This is a genomic window from Paenibacillus wuxiensis (genome assembly GCF_040195695.1).
In the GTDB taxonomy this organism is placed as follows: Bacteria; Bacillota; Bacilli; order Paenibacillales; family Paenibacillaceae; genus Paenibacillus_B; species Paenibacillus_B suaedae.
Genome location: NZ_JBEFZI010000002.1, coordinates 58,245 through 72,542 on the forward strand (window position 1 = coordinate 58,245; position 14,298 = coordinate 72,542).

The following is a 14,298-nucleotide window of genomic DNA, read 5'->3' on the forward strand; positions in this document are numbered from 1 at the left end:
GTTATCGACAGAAATTCAAGGGAGGTGACCGTCATAAACGACATCTTTGTTATGAAATCGAAAGTATTTTCAGGGGAACAGTCACTGAAGAAACTTGCGGAAATCCATGGCACGAAAGCCTGTATCGTATCCGATCAGATGATGGAGAAGTTGGGTTATCTGGGGCAGGTGGTTGATCTACTGCAAAGCGGTGGAATCTCCACTTCAGTGTATACCGGTGTTAAGCCCGATCCAAGTGTGAGTATTGTAGCCGAAGCGCTTCAAGAGTATTGGGAAAGTGGCGCTGATGTGTTGCTGGCGCTGGGCGGCGGCTCTGTCATTGATACAGCGAAGGGTGTTCTGTACTTCGCCCGGCAATATGCGTTAGAGAAAGACGAGCCTTTTGTCAAACCATCGTTTATCGCCATTCCTTCCACCAGCGGCACCGGATCGGAAGTGACAGACTTTTCGGTGATTACGGCGGGCGGAGACAAAATGGTTATCGTGGACAATTTTATCGCACCGGACATCGCGATTCTCGATTCCACCCTTACCAAGCAATTGCCAAACAAAATCGTGGTGGACACCGGAATGGATGTTCTGACCCATGCGCTGGAGGCTTATGTCTCCACCAAAGCGACCGACTTTACCGATGCCTTAGCTGAAAAAGCCGTCCAATTGGTATTTGCTCATCTGGAAACGCTTTACCATGATCCGGCAGATGCAGAGGCGCGGGATCGGGTGCAGAATGCGTCCTGTATGGCGGGAATGGCGTTTACTAACGCTGGTCTAGGTATCATTCACAGTATGTCCCACGCCTTTGGCGGAACGTTTCACATTGCTCACGGGCGGGTGAACTCCCTGCTATTAGAGGTGGTAATGGAGTATAACGCCAACTTGGGCGGAAAAACGATAGATAGGGTTTGTGAACGCTATGCTAGGCTTGCTTCACTGCTGCACTTGCCGGCCCGAACCGCCCGTGAAGGAACCGTAAGTCTGATCCAGGCGATTGGAAAGCTGAAACGATCTATCGGTATCGAAAATGGAATCCGTGAGCTTGGCGTTGACCAGGATGCTTTTAATGAGGCGCTGTCCCGCATGGCGCGGAACGCAATGGCTGATCGCTGTACGCCAACCAGTCCTCGTCAGCCAACGGAGGAAGAGTTGGAGCACATTTACCGTAAAAGCTTCTAAATAATATAAAACTTACAAGATTGCGAGGGAAAAATGTTGGATATTCATGAGTTTTCAAGCAAATTCGCCGAAGCTACGAAAGCCATGGCTCCTCAAGAACGAGCAGCGATCATGAAGCTGTTCCAAGGAATTTCTAAGGGGCTATCAGATAAGGGAGCTCAGTCGCAGGTCGAAAACAGCCTCGGTAAGCTTCATAAGGAAGAATGCGCATACCCGGAAGGAATGACCGAGCGTTTGCGGGCTTTGAAAGAACATTATTTGACCGCTACGCCAAGCATTACAACCTTCCGTGCCAGAGCCTTTACTCAGGTATACAAGGAAAATCCAGGTCTGCCATCGATCATGCTGCGTGCCAAGGCTTTCCGCAAAGCGTGTGAAGAGGCTCCGCTGCTCATCCAGGACAACGAGTTGATCGTTGGTCATCCTTGCGGCGCGCCGCGCGCGGGCGCCTTCTCGCCTGACATTGCTTGGCGCTGGACCCGGGATGAGCTCGACACCATTCACAACCGTCCTCAGGATCCATTCTATATCTCTGAGGAAGACAAGCGGATCATGCAAGAGGAACTGTTCCCATTCTGGGAAGGCAAATCGGTGGATGAAATATGTGAACGGCAATACCGCGATGCTGGTCTTTGGGAGTTTTCCGGCGAAGCATTCGTCAGCGACCTTTCCTATCATCAGATTAACGGCGGCGGAGACTCCAACCCCGGCTACGATGTCATTCTAATGAAAAAAGGGATGCTGGATATCCAGCGGGAAGCCAAGGAGCATCTTGCGAAGCTGTCCATGCAAAACCCGGAAGACATCGACAAAATCTATTACTATAAATCCGTGCTGGACACAACCGAAGGCGTAATGGCGTATGCCAAACGGATGTCTGACTACGCATACCAGTTGGCTGCTAAAGAAACAAATCCGAAGCGCAAGGCTGAGCTGCAAAAAATCGGCGAGATCAACGCTCGCGTGCCGGCTCATGCGCCGACTACATTCCATGAGGCAGTGCAATCGGTCTGGACCGTAGAATCTCTGCTTGTGGTGGAAGAAAATCAGACAGGCATGTCTGTCGGTCGTGTGGATCAATATATGTATCCTTTCTATGAGGCGGACAGAAAAGCTGGCCGTCTGACAGAGTTTGAAGCTTTCGAGATTGCAGGCTGTTTCTTAATCAAATGCTCGGAAATGATGTGGGTTTCCAGCGCGGGTGGCTCCAAGTTTTTTGCCGGCTACCAGCCGTTCGTCAATATGTGTGTCGGCGGGCAAAAACGAGAGGGCGGCGACGCCACCAACGACTTGACTTATCTGCTCATGGATGCAGTACGTCATGTCGGCGTTTATCAGCCTTCGCTCGCTTGCCGTATCCACAATAGTTCTCCTCAGAAATATTTGAAGAAGATTGTGGATGTCGTCCGTGCGGGATTGGGCTTCCCGGCCTGCCATTTCGATGATTCCCACATCAAGATGATGCTGATGAAGGGCTGCAGTATCGAAGATGCCCGCGATTACTGTCTGATGGGCTGTGTGGAGCCGCAAAAATCCGGACGCTTGTATCAGTGGACCTCCACTGGATACACCCAGTGGCCGATTGCCATTGAGTTCGTCCTTAATCGTGGCAAAATGCTCTGGCACGGAAGCAATCCGGGATTGGACATGGGCGATTTGAGCAACTTCAAGACCTATGAAGCATTTGAAGCAGCGGTGAAGAAGCAGGTAGAATACATCACCGAGCTTTCCGCAGTCGGTACCGTAATCAGCCAGCGCGTGCACCGGGATTATGCGCCGAAGCCGCTTATGTCGATCATGTATGAAGGCACAATGGAGAGCGGCCGAGACGTTTCCGCTGGCGGCGCCATGTATAACTGGGGACCTGGCTTGATCTGGTCCGGTCTGGCAACTTACGCCGATTCGATGGCTGCCATCAAGAAGCTGGTTTACGATGACAAAAAATATTCGCTCGAGCAAATCCGTGATGCGTTGCTGGCCGATTTCGAAGGTTATGAGCAGATCCACAGGGATTGTCTGGATGCGCCAAAATTCGGCAACGACGACGATTATGCCGATCGCATTGCCGCCGATATCACGGGGTGGACGGAGAACTATCACCGCAACTTTAAAACGCTGTACTCTACCTTCAGCCATGGTACTCTTTCGATTTCGAACAATACGCCTTTCGGCGAGATGACAGGTGCTACCGCCAATGGGCGCAAGGCTTGGCTGCCGCTGTCCGACGGTATCAGCCCGACTCAGGGTCATGACAAGAAGGGCCCGACGGCTATTATCAAATCAATTAGCAAAATAGATGTCGAGGCCATGAATATTGGTATGGTGCATAACTTCAAGCTATTGCGCGGTTTGCTGGAAACACCTGAAGGAGAGAACGGACTGATTAATCTGTTGCGGACGGCCTCCATTCTCGGAAACGGTCAAATGCAGTTCAGTTATGTGGATAATGAAACGCTGATTAAAGCGCAGCAAAATCCTGATCAATACCGTGATTTAATCATTCGGGTCGCTGGCTATAGCGCATACTTCGTGGAATTGTGTAAAGAAGTGCAGGATGAGATCATCAGCAGAACGATGATTGAGCATTTCTAAAATAGCCCTGTGCTTCTTCTCTGGCGCTGTACGTCAGGGAAGGGACATTCTGGCATTTAGATATGCGGAAAGGGAGGAGCCACAGCTATGGATTCAGGTATGCCGGAAAGGCAGGCACGTATTTTCAACATTCAAAAATATTCCATATACGACGGCCCCGGTATCCGGACGCTTGTTTTCTTCAAGGGATGTCCCCTGCGCTGTCAGTGGTGTGCGAACCCGGAGGGTCTGGAAAAGCAATATCAGGTGATGTACCAGCGGGATTTGTGCAACGATTGCGGCGCATGTGTTGCGGCGTGTCCCCGGGGAATCCACCGTGTGGACACTTCCGGCTCGCAGGAGCCGTCCAAGCCGCAGCATGTGGTGGACCGGAAGATCGAGTGCATGGGCTGCCGGGAATGTGAGAAGGTTTGTCCCGCACGGGCGCTCTCAATCGTCGGGATGAATATGACGGTATCGGAAATTGTGGAAATTGTAGAGCAGGATATGCTGTTCTACACGACATCCGGGGGCGGCGTCACGTTGGGCGGCGGCGAAGTATGTGCGCAGTCCGAGTTTGCGGTCAATTTGCTCAAAGAATGCAAGCGCTCCGGAATCCATACGGCCATTGAAACCTCCGGGCATACCAAACCGGAAGCGATTTTGGCCATGGCCGAATTTACCGATCTGATCTTATACGATCTGAAACATATGGATTCAGATCGCCATTATCAACTGACGGGTGTACGCAACGAGCGCATTCTCGAAAATTTGCGGGAACTGATCACCCGCAAACATAACGTGGAGGTGCGGATGCCGCTAATGAAGGGGCTCAATGATGATGAGGACACCATCCGCGAAACGGTAGAGTTTCTGCTTCCCTATAAGGAATACCAGAATTTTAAAGGCATCGATTTGCTCCCTTATCACAAGCTGGGCATAAACAAATACAGGCAATTGGATATGGTTTACGCCGTTGAACGTGATTTAAGCCTTAATGAAGCCGATCTGGAGCGTATTGAGCAACAAATCAGCCAATACGATTTCCCGGTACGGGTTATCAAACATTAAGTGCATGCTTTCAAAGCCAGTTTTATTCGATAAAGCTACCGTTTTACAGGCTCGCAATACTTTTAGGAGAAGGCGAGGTCTTTGATGCAGCAGCCTGCTGGGCCGGATCTCGGGCGGATCATTCAGGAGTCGGTGCCGGGCAAACAAGTGACGCTGGCCCATATGATTGCTTCACCCGTGCCTGACATGTATGAAAGACTGGGCATCGATGAAGCGGGGGCTATTGGTATATTAACACTGTCGCCCAGCGAAACCTCCATTATAGCCGCCGATATCGCGACCAAGGTGGCAGATGTGAAAATCGGCTTTCTGGATCGCTTTGCTGGTTCGGTGCTTCTCACCGGAGATATAGCCAGTGTGGAAACGGCGCTGCGGGCCATCATTGAGACGTTGGGCGAAAGTCTTGGTTTTACGACGGCGGAAGTTACACGGACATGAAAAAACGTATATTACTGGTTATCGGGGAATTGAAACGTTATTTGTTCGGGTAATAAGAGTGGAGTTGATACCATGAAATTTATTACCGAAATGGAATTGCGCAATATGCACAGGTTAGAGCCTTTTACTTCATATATGGTGGAGCATGGAAGCCGATTGACGCCGGAAGCGCGCCAGTTTTTGACGGATCGCCAGATCACACTTTCCTATGGTACGCAAGAGCAAAATCAAGAACAAAAGCAAGAGCCACTACCGAATCCAGAGCTACAGGCGAAAAAGCCGGATTGGCGGCGTGGAAAGCTGCGCTGTCAGATGCAATCCGTCTCAGCCCTGTTCTTGTTAACCGGGCAGGAGCTGCTGGAGCGGGATGTGCTTCTGGCCCAGAAGGTGCTAGAGCTGTCAAGGCAGTTTTCGGCCCTTCAGAAAAGGGAAGGAGGCGGCACATCCACTGCCGACTTATCTTTCCAGGGTTGTACCGGTATTACAGCCGCTGTTCTTTTTGAGGATGCAGGAGATTGCTTTGAGGTAACCGAGTTTCACATTCAATTGGAGAAAGGCAGAGAAATTGCGTTGCTCCACCGTCTGCGATGCGCTTTGCGGGAGCTTGGGTTTGGGATGTTGGAAGCCGCAGCAGGCAGTCCTCAAGAAAAGCCGGAGGAACCTATTGTTGCTGGAATCAACTTTATGATTAATGAATTGAGCTCGCTTATTTGCAGAACTACAGGAGGTGGAACATGCCAGAGACAAAACCCTTTGCATACTGCGATCAACTCGTAAAGCAATTTGAAGCGGTCATCCAGAAGCCGATTCCAGGACGGTCTTCGTTCTACTATACCGGTGTGGATCTGGGAACGGCCTGTGTGGTGCTTACGGTGTTGGATGATTCTCGGAAGCCGGTGGCGGGAGCTTACCGTTACGCCGATGTCGTCCGCGACGGAATGGTGGTGGACTACCTTGGAGCGATTCAGATCGTGAGGGAGCTTAAAGCACAGTTGGAGCAGCAATTGGGTACAGAACTTGAATATGCAGCTTCGGCGATTCCACCGGGTACCGATTTACTGGATGCTGGCGCCATCAAGCATGTGATCCAAGGTGCGGGTTTTGAAGTTACGGCTTTACTGGATGAACCTACGGCGGCTAATGCCGTGCTGCAAATATCCAACGGAGCCATTGTAGACATTGGCGGCGGAACGACTGGCATTTCGATTCTGAAGGATGGCAAGGTTGTCTATGTCGCAGACGAAGCAACGGGAGGCACCCATTTTTCTTTGGTGGTTGCCGGGGCATACCAGATGAGTTTTTCTGAAGCGGACTGCTTTAAGCGCGACCCTGCCCATCACCAAGAATTGCTGCCGCTGCTTCGGCCGGTTATTGATAAGGTTTCCTCTATCATCAACCGCCATGTGGTGGGCCATGAAGTCAAGGAATTGTACTTGGTAGGCGGAACCTGCTGCTTGACCGGTATGGAGACGATCATTGAGCAGAGGACTGGCATTGCTACCTATAAGCCTAGCAACCCACTGTTTGTCACGCCACTGGGCATTGCTCTGAATTGCACGCGGGAGGCGATGTAAGTGGAATTTCGGATTATCAAATCTCCATCCAAGGGGACGCTGGACATTTTGCTTCGTCGCAGAGGAGCGCCCAGTAGCCGGGAAGTTCCCCAATGCGACGCGGTCGGTCTGGTGCAGGGAAGGCTGATTGACATGGTATGGGCCGCTGATGTAGCTGAAAAAGTGGTGGGCGTGACAGTGGAGGATATTCGCGGCAGCTGCCCGCAGAACATGATTCTCCTCGCTATTTTTGGTGACACGGCTTCTGTGGAAGACGCCATCGCCGAGATTAAGCAGAGAAGCGGAAAATCGGGGAGGACGGACTGCTATGATTGCCGCTGAATTGATTCACAATATCTGGTCTACCCGTAAAGCAGATTCCCTTGTGGGAATGAAACTGATGCTGGCCGAGGTGATAGGAGGAAGCGACGACGGGCGCCGCTTGATCGTAGTCGATACGATCGGCGCTGGCACAGGCGATCGAGTGATTGTCTGCACCGGCTCTTCGGCCCGCAAAATGCTGCATACAGACGATGTTCCTGTAGATGCCGTCGTCGTAGGCATCATCGACGCGGACTGTATGTTCGAATAAATAATCGAACAGAAATCTTATAGAGGTTGTTCAAAAGTCCCCCTTTGATCACGAAGAAACACTGAATGCATATTCGACATCGAATCTTGAATTCAGCCGGGCCTAGGTAGAAGCTTCCGAAGCATGTTTCCTGCGGAAACATTTCAGGTGCTCACGTACCCAAAACGTACGCTCCGCTCCTCAGGTCCTAGCTTCATCCAACTGAAGCGTTTTGAAAAAACGCACATCGGAAGCATAAGCTTCGGTGCTGAAAGTTTGACTTTTTGAACACTTACTTATAATTCGAAAGGGGGCGAGAACTGTGAAAAAACTGATTTGCGCTGCGGATGTGGAAGAATGGGTGGCTTCCGGACAGAAGCGGTGCTGCATTGACCGAAACACGATTGTGACACCGGCAGCCCATGATAAGGCAAGGGAGCTGGGGCTGGAGTTTACCGATGAGCCATGTGGCACTTTGAGTTCCGCGGCCGCAGGCAGCGAAACTCAGGATGATCTCGACATGAATGCCATTTTCAAATTTTTCAAGATGTTATCGGAAAAAGGAATGGTTGAAAAGCTGTTGGGGATGACTCTTGATCCACCTTATCAGGCAGAGACGGATCCGACGGGCTTAAAACTTGTACGGGGCCGAACGGTAAAAATGGAAGCTTACGATACGGGAACATCTGGTGCCAAGGTATACCGTCAAGAGGTAATCGGGAAGCCGGATTGTTCCATGAGCGCAGGGTTTATGACTGTCGATCACGGTTGCTTCGAGCAGGAGACGGCGCACGAAGAAACTTATATCGTGATGGAAGGCACGCTCGATGTCACTTTGAACGAGAAAACCTTCACCGCTCATGAAGGGGATGTACTCTTCATCCCCAAAGGGGTGAAGGCGACCAAGGGATCGTCGAACTGCGCGAGGATGTTTTATATAACTTATCCGGCGGGCTGTCCTGATCGGAAGCTACAGTAACTGGAGGTGATAGCATGCAGGCGCTTGGATTAATTGAAACGCGGGGACTTCTTCCGGCGATTGAATGTCTGGATATCATGCTCAAATCAGCTCAGGTAGAACTGATAGAAAAATGCAATGTGGGTGGCGGGCTAGTGACCATCGCGGTAACCGGCGATGTTGGCGCTGTTCAAGCATCCGTGGAGGCGGGTGCCTCCGCGGCGCAACAATTGGGCAGTGATGTGCTTATCAGCCGACATGTTATTCCAAGACCCCACAACGACATAGCGAGCATCATCGGCCGGCGCAGCGTTTCGAATTTCACCAAGGAGAAGGACGAGCTGGCGCTGCCAGTACAGCATACTCAGGCGGCGGAACAGTTTCCAAAGCAGCTGCCTGAGCAAACGCCAGAGCAGACCTCGAAACGTTACACAGCGTCTGATGTTCAACTGGGCGATGCGCCCAATATTCCACTAGACACGGCTCCTAAGGTTCCACTGGAAGCAGCGCCCGAAGTCTCATTCAATATCGGTGGTGATGAAGACTTCCCTGTACTAACAGCCGATCACGCTCAGGCTCTTGCGTCTAAAGACGTCAGTCCAGAAACAGACAATCAAGATCCGGTAGATGGAGAGCAGGCAGTGCTGGACAATCCATTCAAACACCAGATTGACGTGCAGGTAAAGGAAGCAGGGCTTGACAAAGCAATGGAGCTGCTGGAAACGATGACAGCCGTGAAGCTGCGCGGACTGGCCAGAGAGTACGGCCCTGCGTATGGGATGAGCATGACGACGATTTCCAAGGCAAACAAGGTGAAACTGCTCAAGCGGTTCCGCCATTATTATCAACAGTAAACAGTAAGCGAGAGGAGGATGTTTCACTTGGAAAATTATGATTATGATTTGCAATCGATTCAGGAAACGCGGGATTTGGCTCGTACAGGAAAAGCAGCCGCCGATATCCTTGCCGGGTACGATGCTGAACAGATTGACAGAATTGTACAAAACATGGTGCGGATAGCGGAGGTTAACGCCGCCGAACTGGCTGCGCTAGCAGTGGAGGAAACAGGATTTGGCAAGATTGAGGATAAGATCTTCAAAAACCGTCTGGCTTCCACGGAGCTGTATGAATCCATTCGGGATACGAAAACGATTGGGGTTATCCGCGAGGACAAGACAAATCAATTAATAGAGATTGCCGAGCCTGTCGGACTGCTCATGGGTATTATTCCATCAACAAATCCGACATCCACTACGATATTTAAATCGATTATTGCAATAAAGGCTCGTAATGGAATCATCTTTTCGCCGCATCCATCGGCAAAGAAATCCATTATGCGGGCCGCCGAACTCATGCATGCAGCCGCTGTTGAGGCAGGGGCTCCCGAAGGAATCATTGGCTGCGTTGCCATGCCTTCTATGCCGGCGACACAGGAACTGATGAAGTGTGAGGAAATCGCCATGATTATCGCCACAGGCGGCTCGGCGATGGTGAAATCTGCCTATAGTGCGGGTAAACCGGCGCTGGGTGTGGGACCGGGTAATGTACCGGCATATATAGAGCGCACCGCTGATATTCCAAAAGCAGTAGCGAATATCATAGCCAGCAAAACCTTCGATTACGGAACAATCTGCGCATCTGAACAGGCTGTTATCGTGGAAGAATGCATCCGTCCTCAGGTGATCGCGGAGTTTGAGCGTCAGGGCGGTTACTTTATGAATCAGGAGGAGACTGCCAAAGTCGCGTCCAAGCTGTTTGTAAAAGGCCATGCCATGAATTCAAAACTGGTGGGACGTTCGCCTCAGGTGATTGCAGAAGCGGCCGGCATTCAAATTCCTGCAGGGGTCAAGGTGCTGTTAGGTGAACAGCAGGGCGTGGGAGAAAAATTCCCGCTGTCCTATGAAAAGCTTACTACCGTATTGGCGTTTTACACCGTACAGGACTGGCATGAGGCTTGCGATCTAAGTGTTGGGCTGCTGCGTAATGGAGGAATAGGCCATAGCTTCTCCATCCATACACAGAATCACGATATGGTCATGGAATTTGCACAAAAACCTGTATTCCGCATTTTGGTGAATACGGGCTCCACTCAGGGCGGCGTGGGCGCAAGCACCGGGCTTGCCCCGGCCTTCACTTTGGGTTGTGGTACCTGGGGGGGCAGCGCCACTTCAGATAATGTGGGACCACAGCACTTGATTAATATCAAGCGTGTGGCTTATGGCATTAAGGACTGCACACCACAAATCCCTTATTCTGCTTCCTCTCCGCAACAGCCGAAGCAACAGGAGGATGCAATGCTGTTGAATCTGGTCGATGAGCTGATGTCTATTTTGCAGAAAAGCGGTGACTGCTAGTGGGGAGCTATGATCAAGTACTTTCATTATTAATGGAGGTGGTATCCGGTGCTGGCAAGGCTGGGGAGGAGCCGCGCTCCATCCCTTTAGGGATTTCGAATCGCCATGTGCATCTTTCTCAGGCTGATGTGGAGACGCTCTTCGGATCCGGATATACGCTATCCAAAATGCGTGATTTGTCCCAACCTGGACAGTATGCGTGTAATGAGACTGTTACGGTCTGCGGTCCCAAGGGTGCGATTGAAAAAGTGCGGGTTCTCGGTCCAGTGCGGAAACAGACTCAGGTAGAAATAATGCGGGGAGACTGCTTTAAGCTGGGCGTGAAAGCTCCAGTGCGCTTATCCGGGGAGCTTGAAGGCACACCTGGCGTCACATTGGTCGGTTCCAAGGGAAGCGTATATATTACTTGCGGCTTGATGGTTGCACAGCGCCACATTCATATGACGCCTAATGATGCTCTTTTCTTCGGCGTAACCGACGGAGAGATGGTCAGCATTCAATTTGATGATCACCGGGGCGGAGAATACAATCAGGTCGCAATCCGAGTTAGCAGTGACGCTGCTCTCGACTGTCATATTGACGTTGAAGAGGCCAACGCGATGGATCTGACATCAGCGTCTGTGGTTAAAATCATAAAAAATCGCTAGGAGGAAATGAACATGAGATCGGAAGCTCTTGGTTTGGTTGAAACAAAAGGTTTGGTAGGTTCTATCGAAGCAGCGGACGCTATGGTCAAAGCAGCCAATGTTACCTTGATTGGCAAAGAGATGGCAGGTGGAGGCCTTGTTACCGTAATGGTACGGGGCGATGTAGGCGCTGTGAAGGCAGCAACAGATGCTGGCGCTGCGGCCGCGAAGAATGTAGGGGAACTCGTATCGGTACATGTGATTCCTCGTCCCCACAGTGAAGTGGAGAACATCCTTCCGTCTACTAAGGCATAATTCAATAAAGCATATATATAAGCCTATGCTTCCGAAGTAAGTTTTGTTCGGAGCTAGCACTTTATTCTCACAAAACTAAGCCTATGCTTCCGAAGCAAGTTTTGCTCGGTGAGCTAGCGCTTTATTCTCACAAAACTCTTAGGAGGAATGTATCATGAAATCAGAAGCATTGGGGTTAATTGAAACAAAAGGTTTGGTAGGTTCTATCGAAGCAGCGGACGCTATGGTCAAAGCAGCCAACGTCACCCTGATTGGCAAAGAGATGGTAGGCGGCGGCCTTGTCACCGTAATGGTACGAGGCGATGTAGGAGCAGTAAAAGCGGCAACGGACGCTGGTGCCGCAGCCGCACAGCGTGTAGGGGAACTGATATCCGTACATGTGATTCCTCGTCCTCACAGTGAAGTGGAAATTATTCTTCCCGCTGCTAAGCTATAATTTATATCGATGTTCTGCAAAGGGCCAAAACTCGGTAAAACGGGTTTTGGTCTTTTTATATTTGTCTGTAACAATCCGCTTGTCGAAAGCTTGTCGAAGTGGTGTATTTCTATAAATAGAGCTTTGAGGAAGGGGGATGTACTATTTCCAAACAGTTTGTAAATTGTTATAATAGAGATATTATATTGTGAAAAATTTAGCATGTGACGTCTATTTTCCCGTTCATTTTCGGTGAAAGGGTGCAACGAGATTATGCTGAAAACCGATAGTCCGATCGCAACCAAAGTATACGCACGATACAGCGGCATCCTGTCTCTTTCCAAGTTCTCGCTGCTGCTGCACGATCACAATGGAGACGTTTTGCTAGAGTTCAATCCGTCCCCTGATTTCTGCAGGCATTTTTGTTGGGAGAATCCTACGCGACCTTGTGCAGATTATTTGAAGCGCTTTAATACCGGCGAGCAGGGGCGATTTGTTTGCTGTTACGGCCTGGAGAACATTTTGCTGCCTATTATGGTCAAAGATGAAGTTGTTGGCTTCATATCGGGGATGCAAGCGTATTCCCAGGAGAGGGAGTATCAGAAGTATCTGATTAACACGGCGGAATTGGCTGAAATGAAGGGGCTGGATTTGGAAGTTGTCGCGAAGGCGATATCAGCTTTTCCAACCATTGACAAAGATAAAGCGGATATTCACGAGCAGCTGTGCCATCATATTGCAAGGAATATTGCGCTCGACATCGCCGAAAGCGCGCAGGACAACACAGGGATTATCAATCGTCTGTCTGCGGAAAAGGAAATACTGGAGAAGAAAGTGATTGACTTAGAAGCAAAAAACATGTCTCTCGTCATCAATCCACATTTTCTGTTCAATACGTTGAATTCCATTGCCCGCATCGCCTATTTCGAACACTCCCATACGACGGAGGAATTGATCTATTGCCTGTCCGACTTGCTGCGATACAATGTGAAGCAGGATGATCAGCTTCATACCATCGCATCCGAATTGGATAACATTGAGAAGTATTTGTATATACAAAAGGCGCGCTTCAAAAATCGCCTGCAGTATGAAATCATTGTTCCGAATGAATTAAAGGCTTATCGCATTCCGAATTTGGTGATTCAGCCTATTGTGGAAAACGCAGTCATACATGGGATTACCCCTAAGCGTGACGGAGGAACCATTCGTCTGATTGCCGAAAAGTACAGAAATGATATCACCATTTCTGTAATAGACAACGGTAACGGGTTCTCACCGGAGGTACTCAAGCTCATTCATCAGCCGGACAGCAAAATCGGTGTTGGCTTCCGGAGTACCGACAGCCGTTTGAAGCGTTATTTCGGAGAAGAGTATGGGTTATCGATTATGAAATCGGATTACAGCGGGAGCACGGTTAACATCCGCATCCCCACCCAACCAATTGCGAGGTGATGCAATGAGCGTAGTTATGTTTGTTGAAGATGAACCGATAGAACTAGAGTTTCTTCAATCCATCGCGCAGGAAATTCTGGGTGCTGAAGATAAGCTGCTTATTTGCGATACGGGTATGCAAGCGATTAAGCTCGCCAAACAATATCGGCCGGATATTATTTTTATGGATATCATGCTGCCTGAAATGGACGGAATATCCTCATTGCAGGAAATTCGCCGCTTTCTCCCTAACGCCTGCGTGACGATTTTGTCGGCCAGCTCGGATTTCTCCTATGCACAGGCGGCAATCAGTCTGCAGGTACACGAATATCTGCTTAAGCCTGTCAAGCCGGACAAATTGCGGCAATTGATTCGTAAGGGGCTGGAGAGGGCCGCTCAATCAGAAGAAGATGGTGTAACAGAAACTTATCTGATAGAATCCACTCAAGAATGTCAGCGCTTTATTCAAGAAGCCGTCGATTATATTCAGCAGAATTACAAAGATAAGCTGACCCTGCAAATGGTGGCGAGTCATGTGTACATGAATGCTCAATATTTTAGCCGCATATTCAAAAGGGAGCTCGGCGTTACATATACGGATTATGTGAACAAGCTCAAGATTGCACATGCCTGCAAGCTGCTTGAGACTACCGGGTATCCCGCCTATCGCATCTCCACAGAATGCGGCTTTACCGATCCGTCTTATTTCAACCGAGTTTTCTACAAGCAAATGAAAATGACACCGAAGGAATACAAAAAAAGTGCTCTAGCGCGAGTGTAAAAACGCTTTATAGGATAGAATCAAGGATACTCCGGCCCGAC

General features: G+C 49.9%; 16 protein-coding genes. All 16 read left to right on the plus strand.

All coding sequences use genetic code 11. The features are described 5' to 3' along the window. Positions 1–51 precede the first annotated feature (51 nt). The 16 genes from ABN764_RS03530 to ABN764_RS03605 all read left to right on the plus strand — a co-directional run bounded on the left by ABN764_RS03530 (position 52) and on the right by ABN764_RS03605 (position 14,257). Positions 52–1,173: a 1-propanol dehydrogenase PduQ gene (locus tag ABN764_RS03530; RefSeq protein WP_446670932.1), complete on the plus strand. Its 1,122-nt coding sequence runs from the start codon at positions 52–54 to the stop codon at positions 1,171–1,173. Between the two features lie 33 nt (positions 1,174–1,206). Beyond that, a complete protein-coding gene (gene cutC / locus ABN764_RS03535) occupies positions 1,207–3,765 on the plus strand; it encodes a choline trimethylamine-lyase (protein WP_268623556.1) in 2,559 nt (852 codons plus the stop codon). A gap of 87 nt (positions 3,766–3,852) precedes the next feature. Then, positions 3,853–4,815, plus strand: coding sequence for a choline TMA-lyase-activating enzyme (gene cutD, locus ABN764_RS03540; RefSeq protein WP_446670933.1), 963 nt, complete (start codon positions 3,853–3,855; stop codon positions 4,813–4,815). An 84-nt stretch (positions 4,816–4,899) separates the two neighbouring features. Further along, positions 4,900–5,253 carry an ethanolamine utilization microcompartment protein EutS gene (gene eutS / locus ABN764_RS03545; protein ID WP_174808124.1) on the plus strand — a complete coding sequence of 118 codons (354 nt, stop codon included), beginning with the start codon at positions 4,900–4,902 and terminating at the stop codon, positions 5,251–5,253. A gap of 72 nt (positions 5,254–5,325) precedes the next feature. Beyond that, complete coding sequence (locus ABN764_RS03550) at positions 5,326–6,030, plus strand: cobalamin adenosyltransferase (protein ID WP_446670934.1); 705 nt, start codon at positions 5,326–5,328, stop codon at positions 6,028–6,030. Further along, entirely contained in the window at positions 5,988–6,827 is an 840-nt protein-coding gene (gene eutJ, locus ABN764_RS03555) for an ethanolamine utilization protein EutJ (RefSeq protein WP_268623559.1), read from the plus strand. Before ABN764_RS03550 ends, eutJ begins: the two co-directional genes overlap by 43 nt. Next, the gene (locus ABN764_RS03560; protein WP_446670935.1) at positions 6,828–7,148 is read left to right on the plus strand and encodes a BMC domain protein; all 321 of its coding nucleotides are present in this window, start codon (positions 6,828–6,830) and stop codon (positions 7,146–7,148) included. Next, on the plus strand, positions 7,135–7,398 hold the full coding sequence (locus tag ABN764_RS03565; protein ID WP_446670936.1) for a EutN/CcmL family microcompartment protein: 264 nt from the start codon (positions 7,135–7,137) through the stop codon (positions 7,396–7,398). Before ABN764_RS03560 ends, ABN764_RS03565 begins: the two co-directional genes overlap by 14 nt. A 301-nt stretch (positions 7,399–7,699) precedes the next feature. Further along, the gene (locus ABN764_RS03570) at positions 7,700–8,356 is read left to right on the plus strand and encodes a EutQ-related cupin domain-containing protein (RefSeq protein ID WP_446670937.1); all 657 of its coding nucleotides are present in this window, start codon (positions 7,700–7,702) and stop codon (positions 8,354–8,356) included. A gap of 14 nt (positions 8,357–8,370) precedes the next feature. Further along, a complete protein-coding gene (locus ABN764_RS03575; RefSeq protein ID WP_446670938.1) occupies positions 8,371–9,189 on the plus strand; it encodes a BMC domain-containing protein in 819 nt (272 codons plus the stop codon). 27 nt (positions 9,190–9,216) lie between these two features. Then, on the plus strand, positions 9,217–10,689 hold the full coding sequence (locus tag ABN764_RS03580; RefSeq protein WP_446670939.1) for an acetaldehyde dehydrogenase (acetylating): 1,473 nt from the start codon (positions 9,217–9,219) through the stop codon (positions 10,687–10,689). Next, positions 10,689–11,336, plus strand: coding sequence for a phosphate propanoyltransferase (locus ABN764_RS03585; RefSeq protein ID WP_446670940.1), 648 nt, complete (start codon positions 10,689–10,691; stop codon positions 11,334–11,336). Before ABN764_RS03580 ends, ABN764_RS03585 begins: the two co-directional genes overlap by 1 nt. A 12-nt stretch (positions 11,337–11,348) precedes the next feature. Beyond that, entirely contained in the window at positions 11,349–11,630 is a 282-nt protein-coding gene (locus ABN764_RS03590) for a BMC domain-containing protein (RefSeq protein WP_019419483.1), read from the plus strand. A 154-nt stretch (positions 11,631–11,784) separates the two neighbouring features. Then, the gene (locus ABN764_RS03595; protein ID WP_021255535.1) at positions 11,785–12,066 is read left to right on the plus strand and encodes a BMC domain-containing protein; all 282 of its coding nucleotides are present in this window, start codon (positions 11,785–11,787) and stop codon (positions 12,064–12,066) included. A 252-nt stretch (positions 12,067–12,318) separates the two neighbouring features. Beyond that, on the plus strand, positions 12,319–13,497 hold the full coding sequence (locus ABN764_RS03600) for a histidine kinase (protein WP_446670941.1): 1,179 nt from the start codon (positions 12,319–12,321) through the stop codon (positions 13,495–13,497). Positions 13,498–13,501: 4 nt separating this feature from the next. Then, positions 13,502–14,257 carry a response regulator transcription factor gene (locus ABN764_RS03605; RefSeq protein ID WP_446670942.1) on the plus strand — a complete coding sequence of 252 codons (756 nt, stop codon included), beginning with the start codon at positions 13,502–13,504 and terminating at the stop codon, positions 14,255–14,257. Positions 14,258–14,298: the final 41 nt, after the last annotated feature.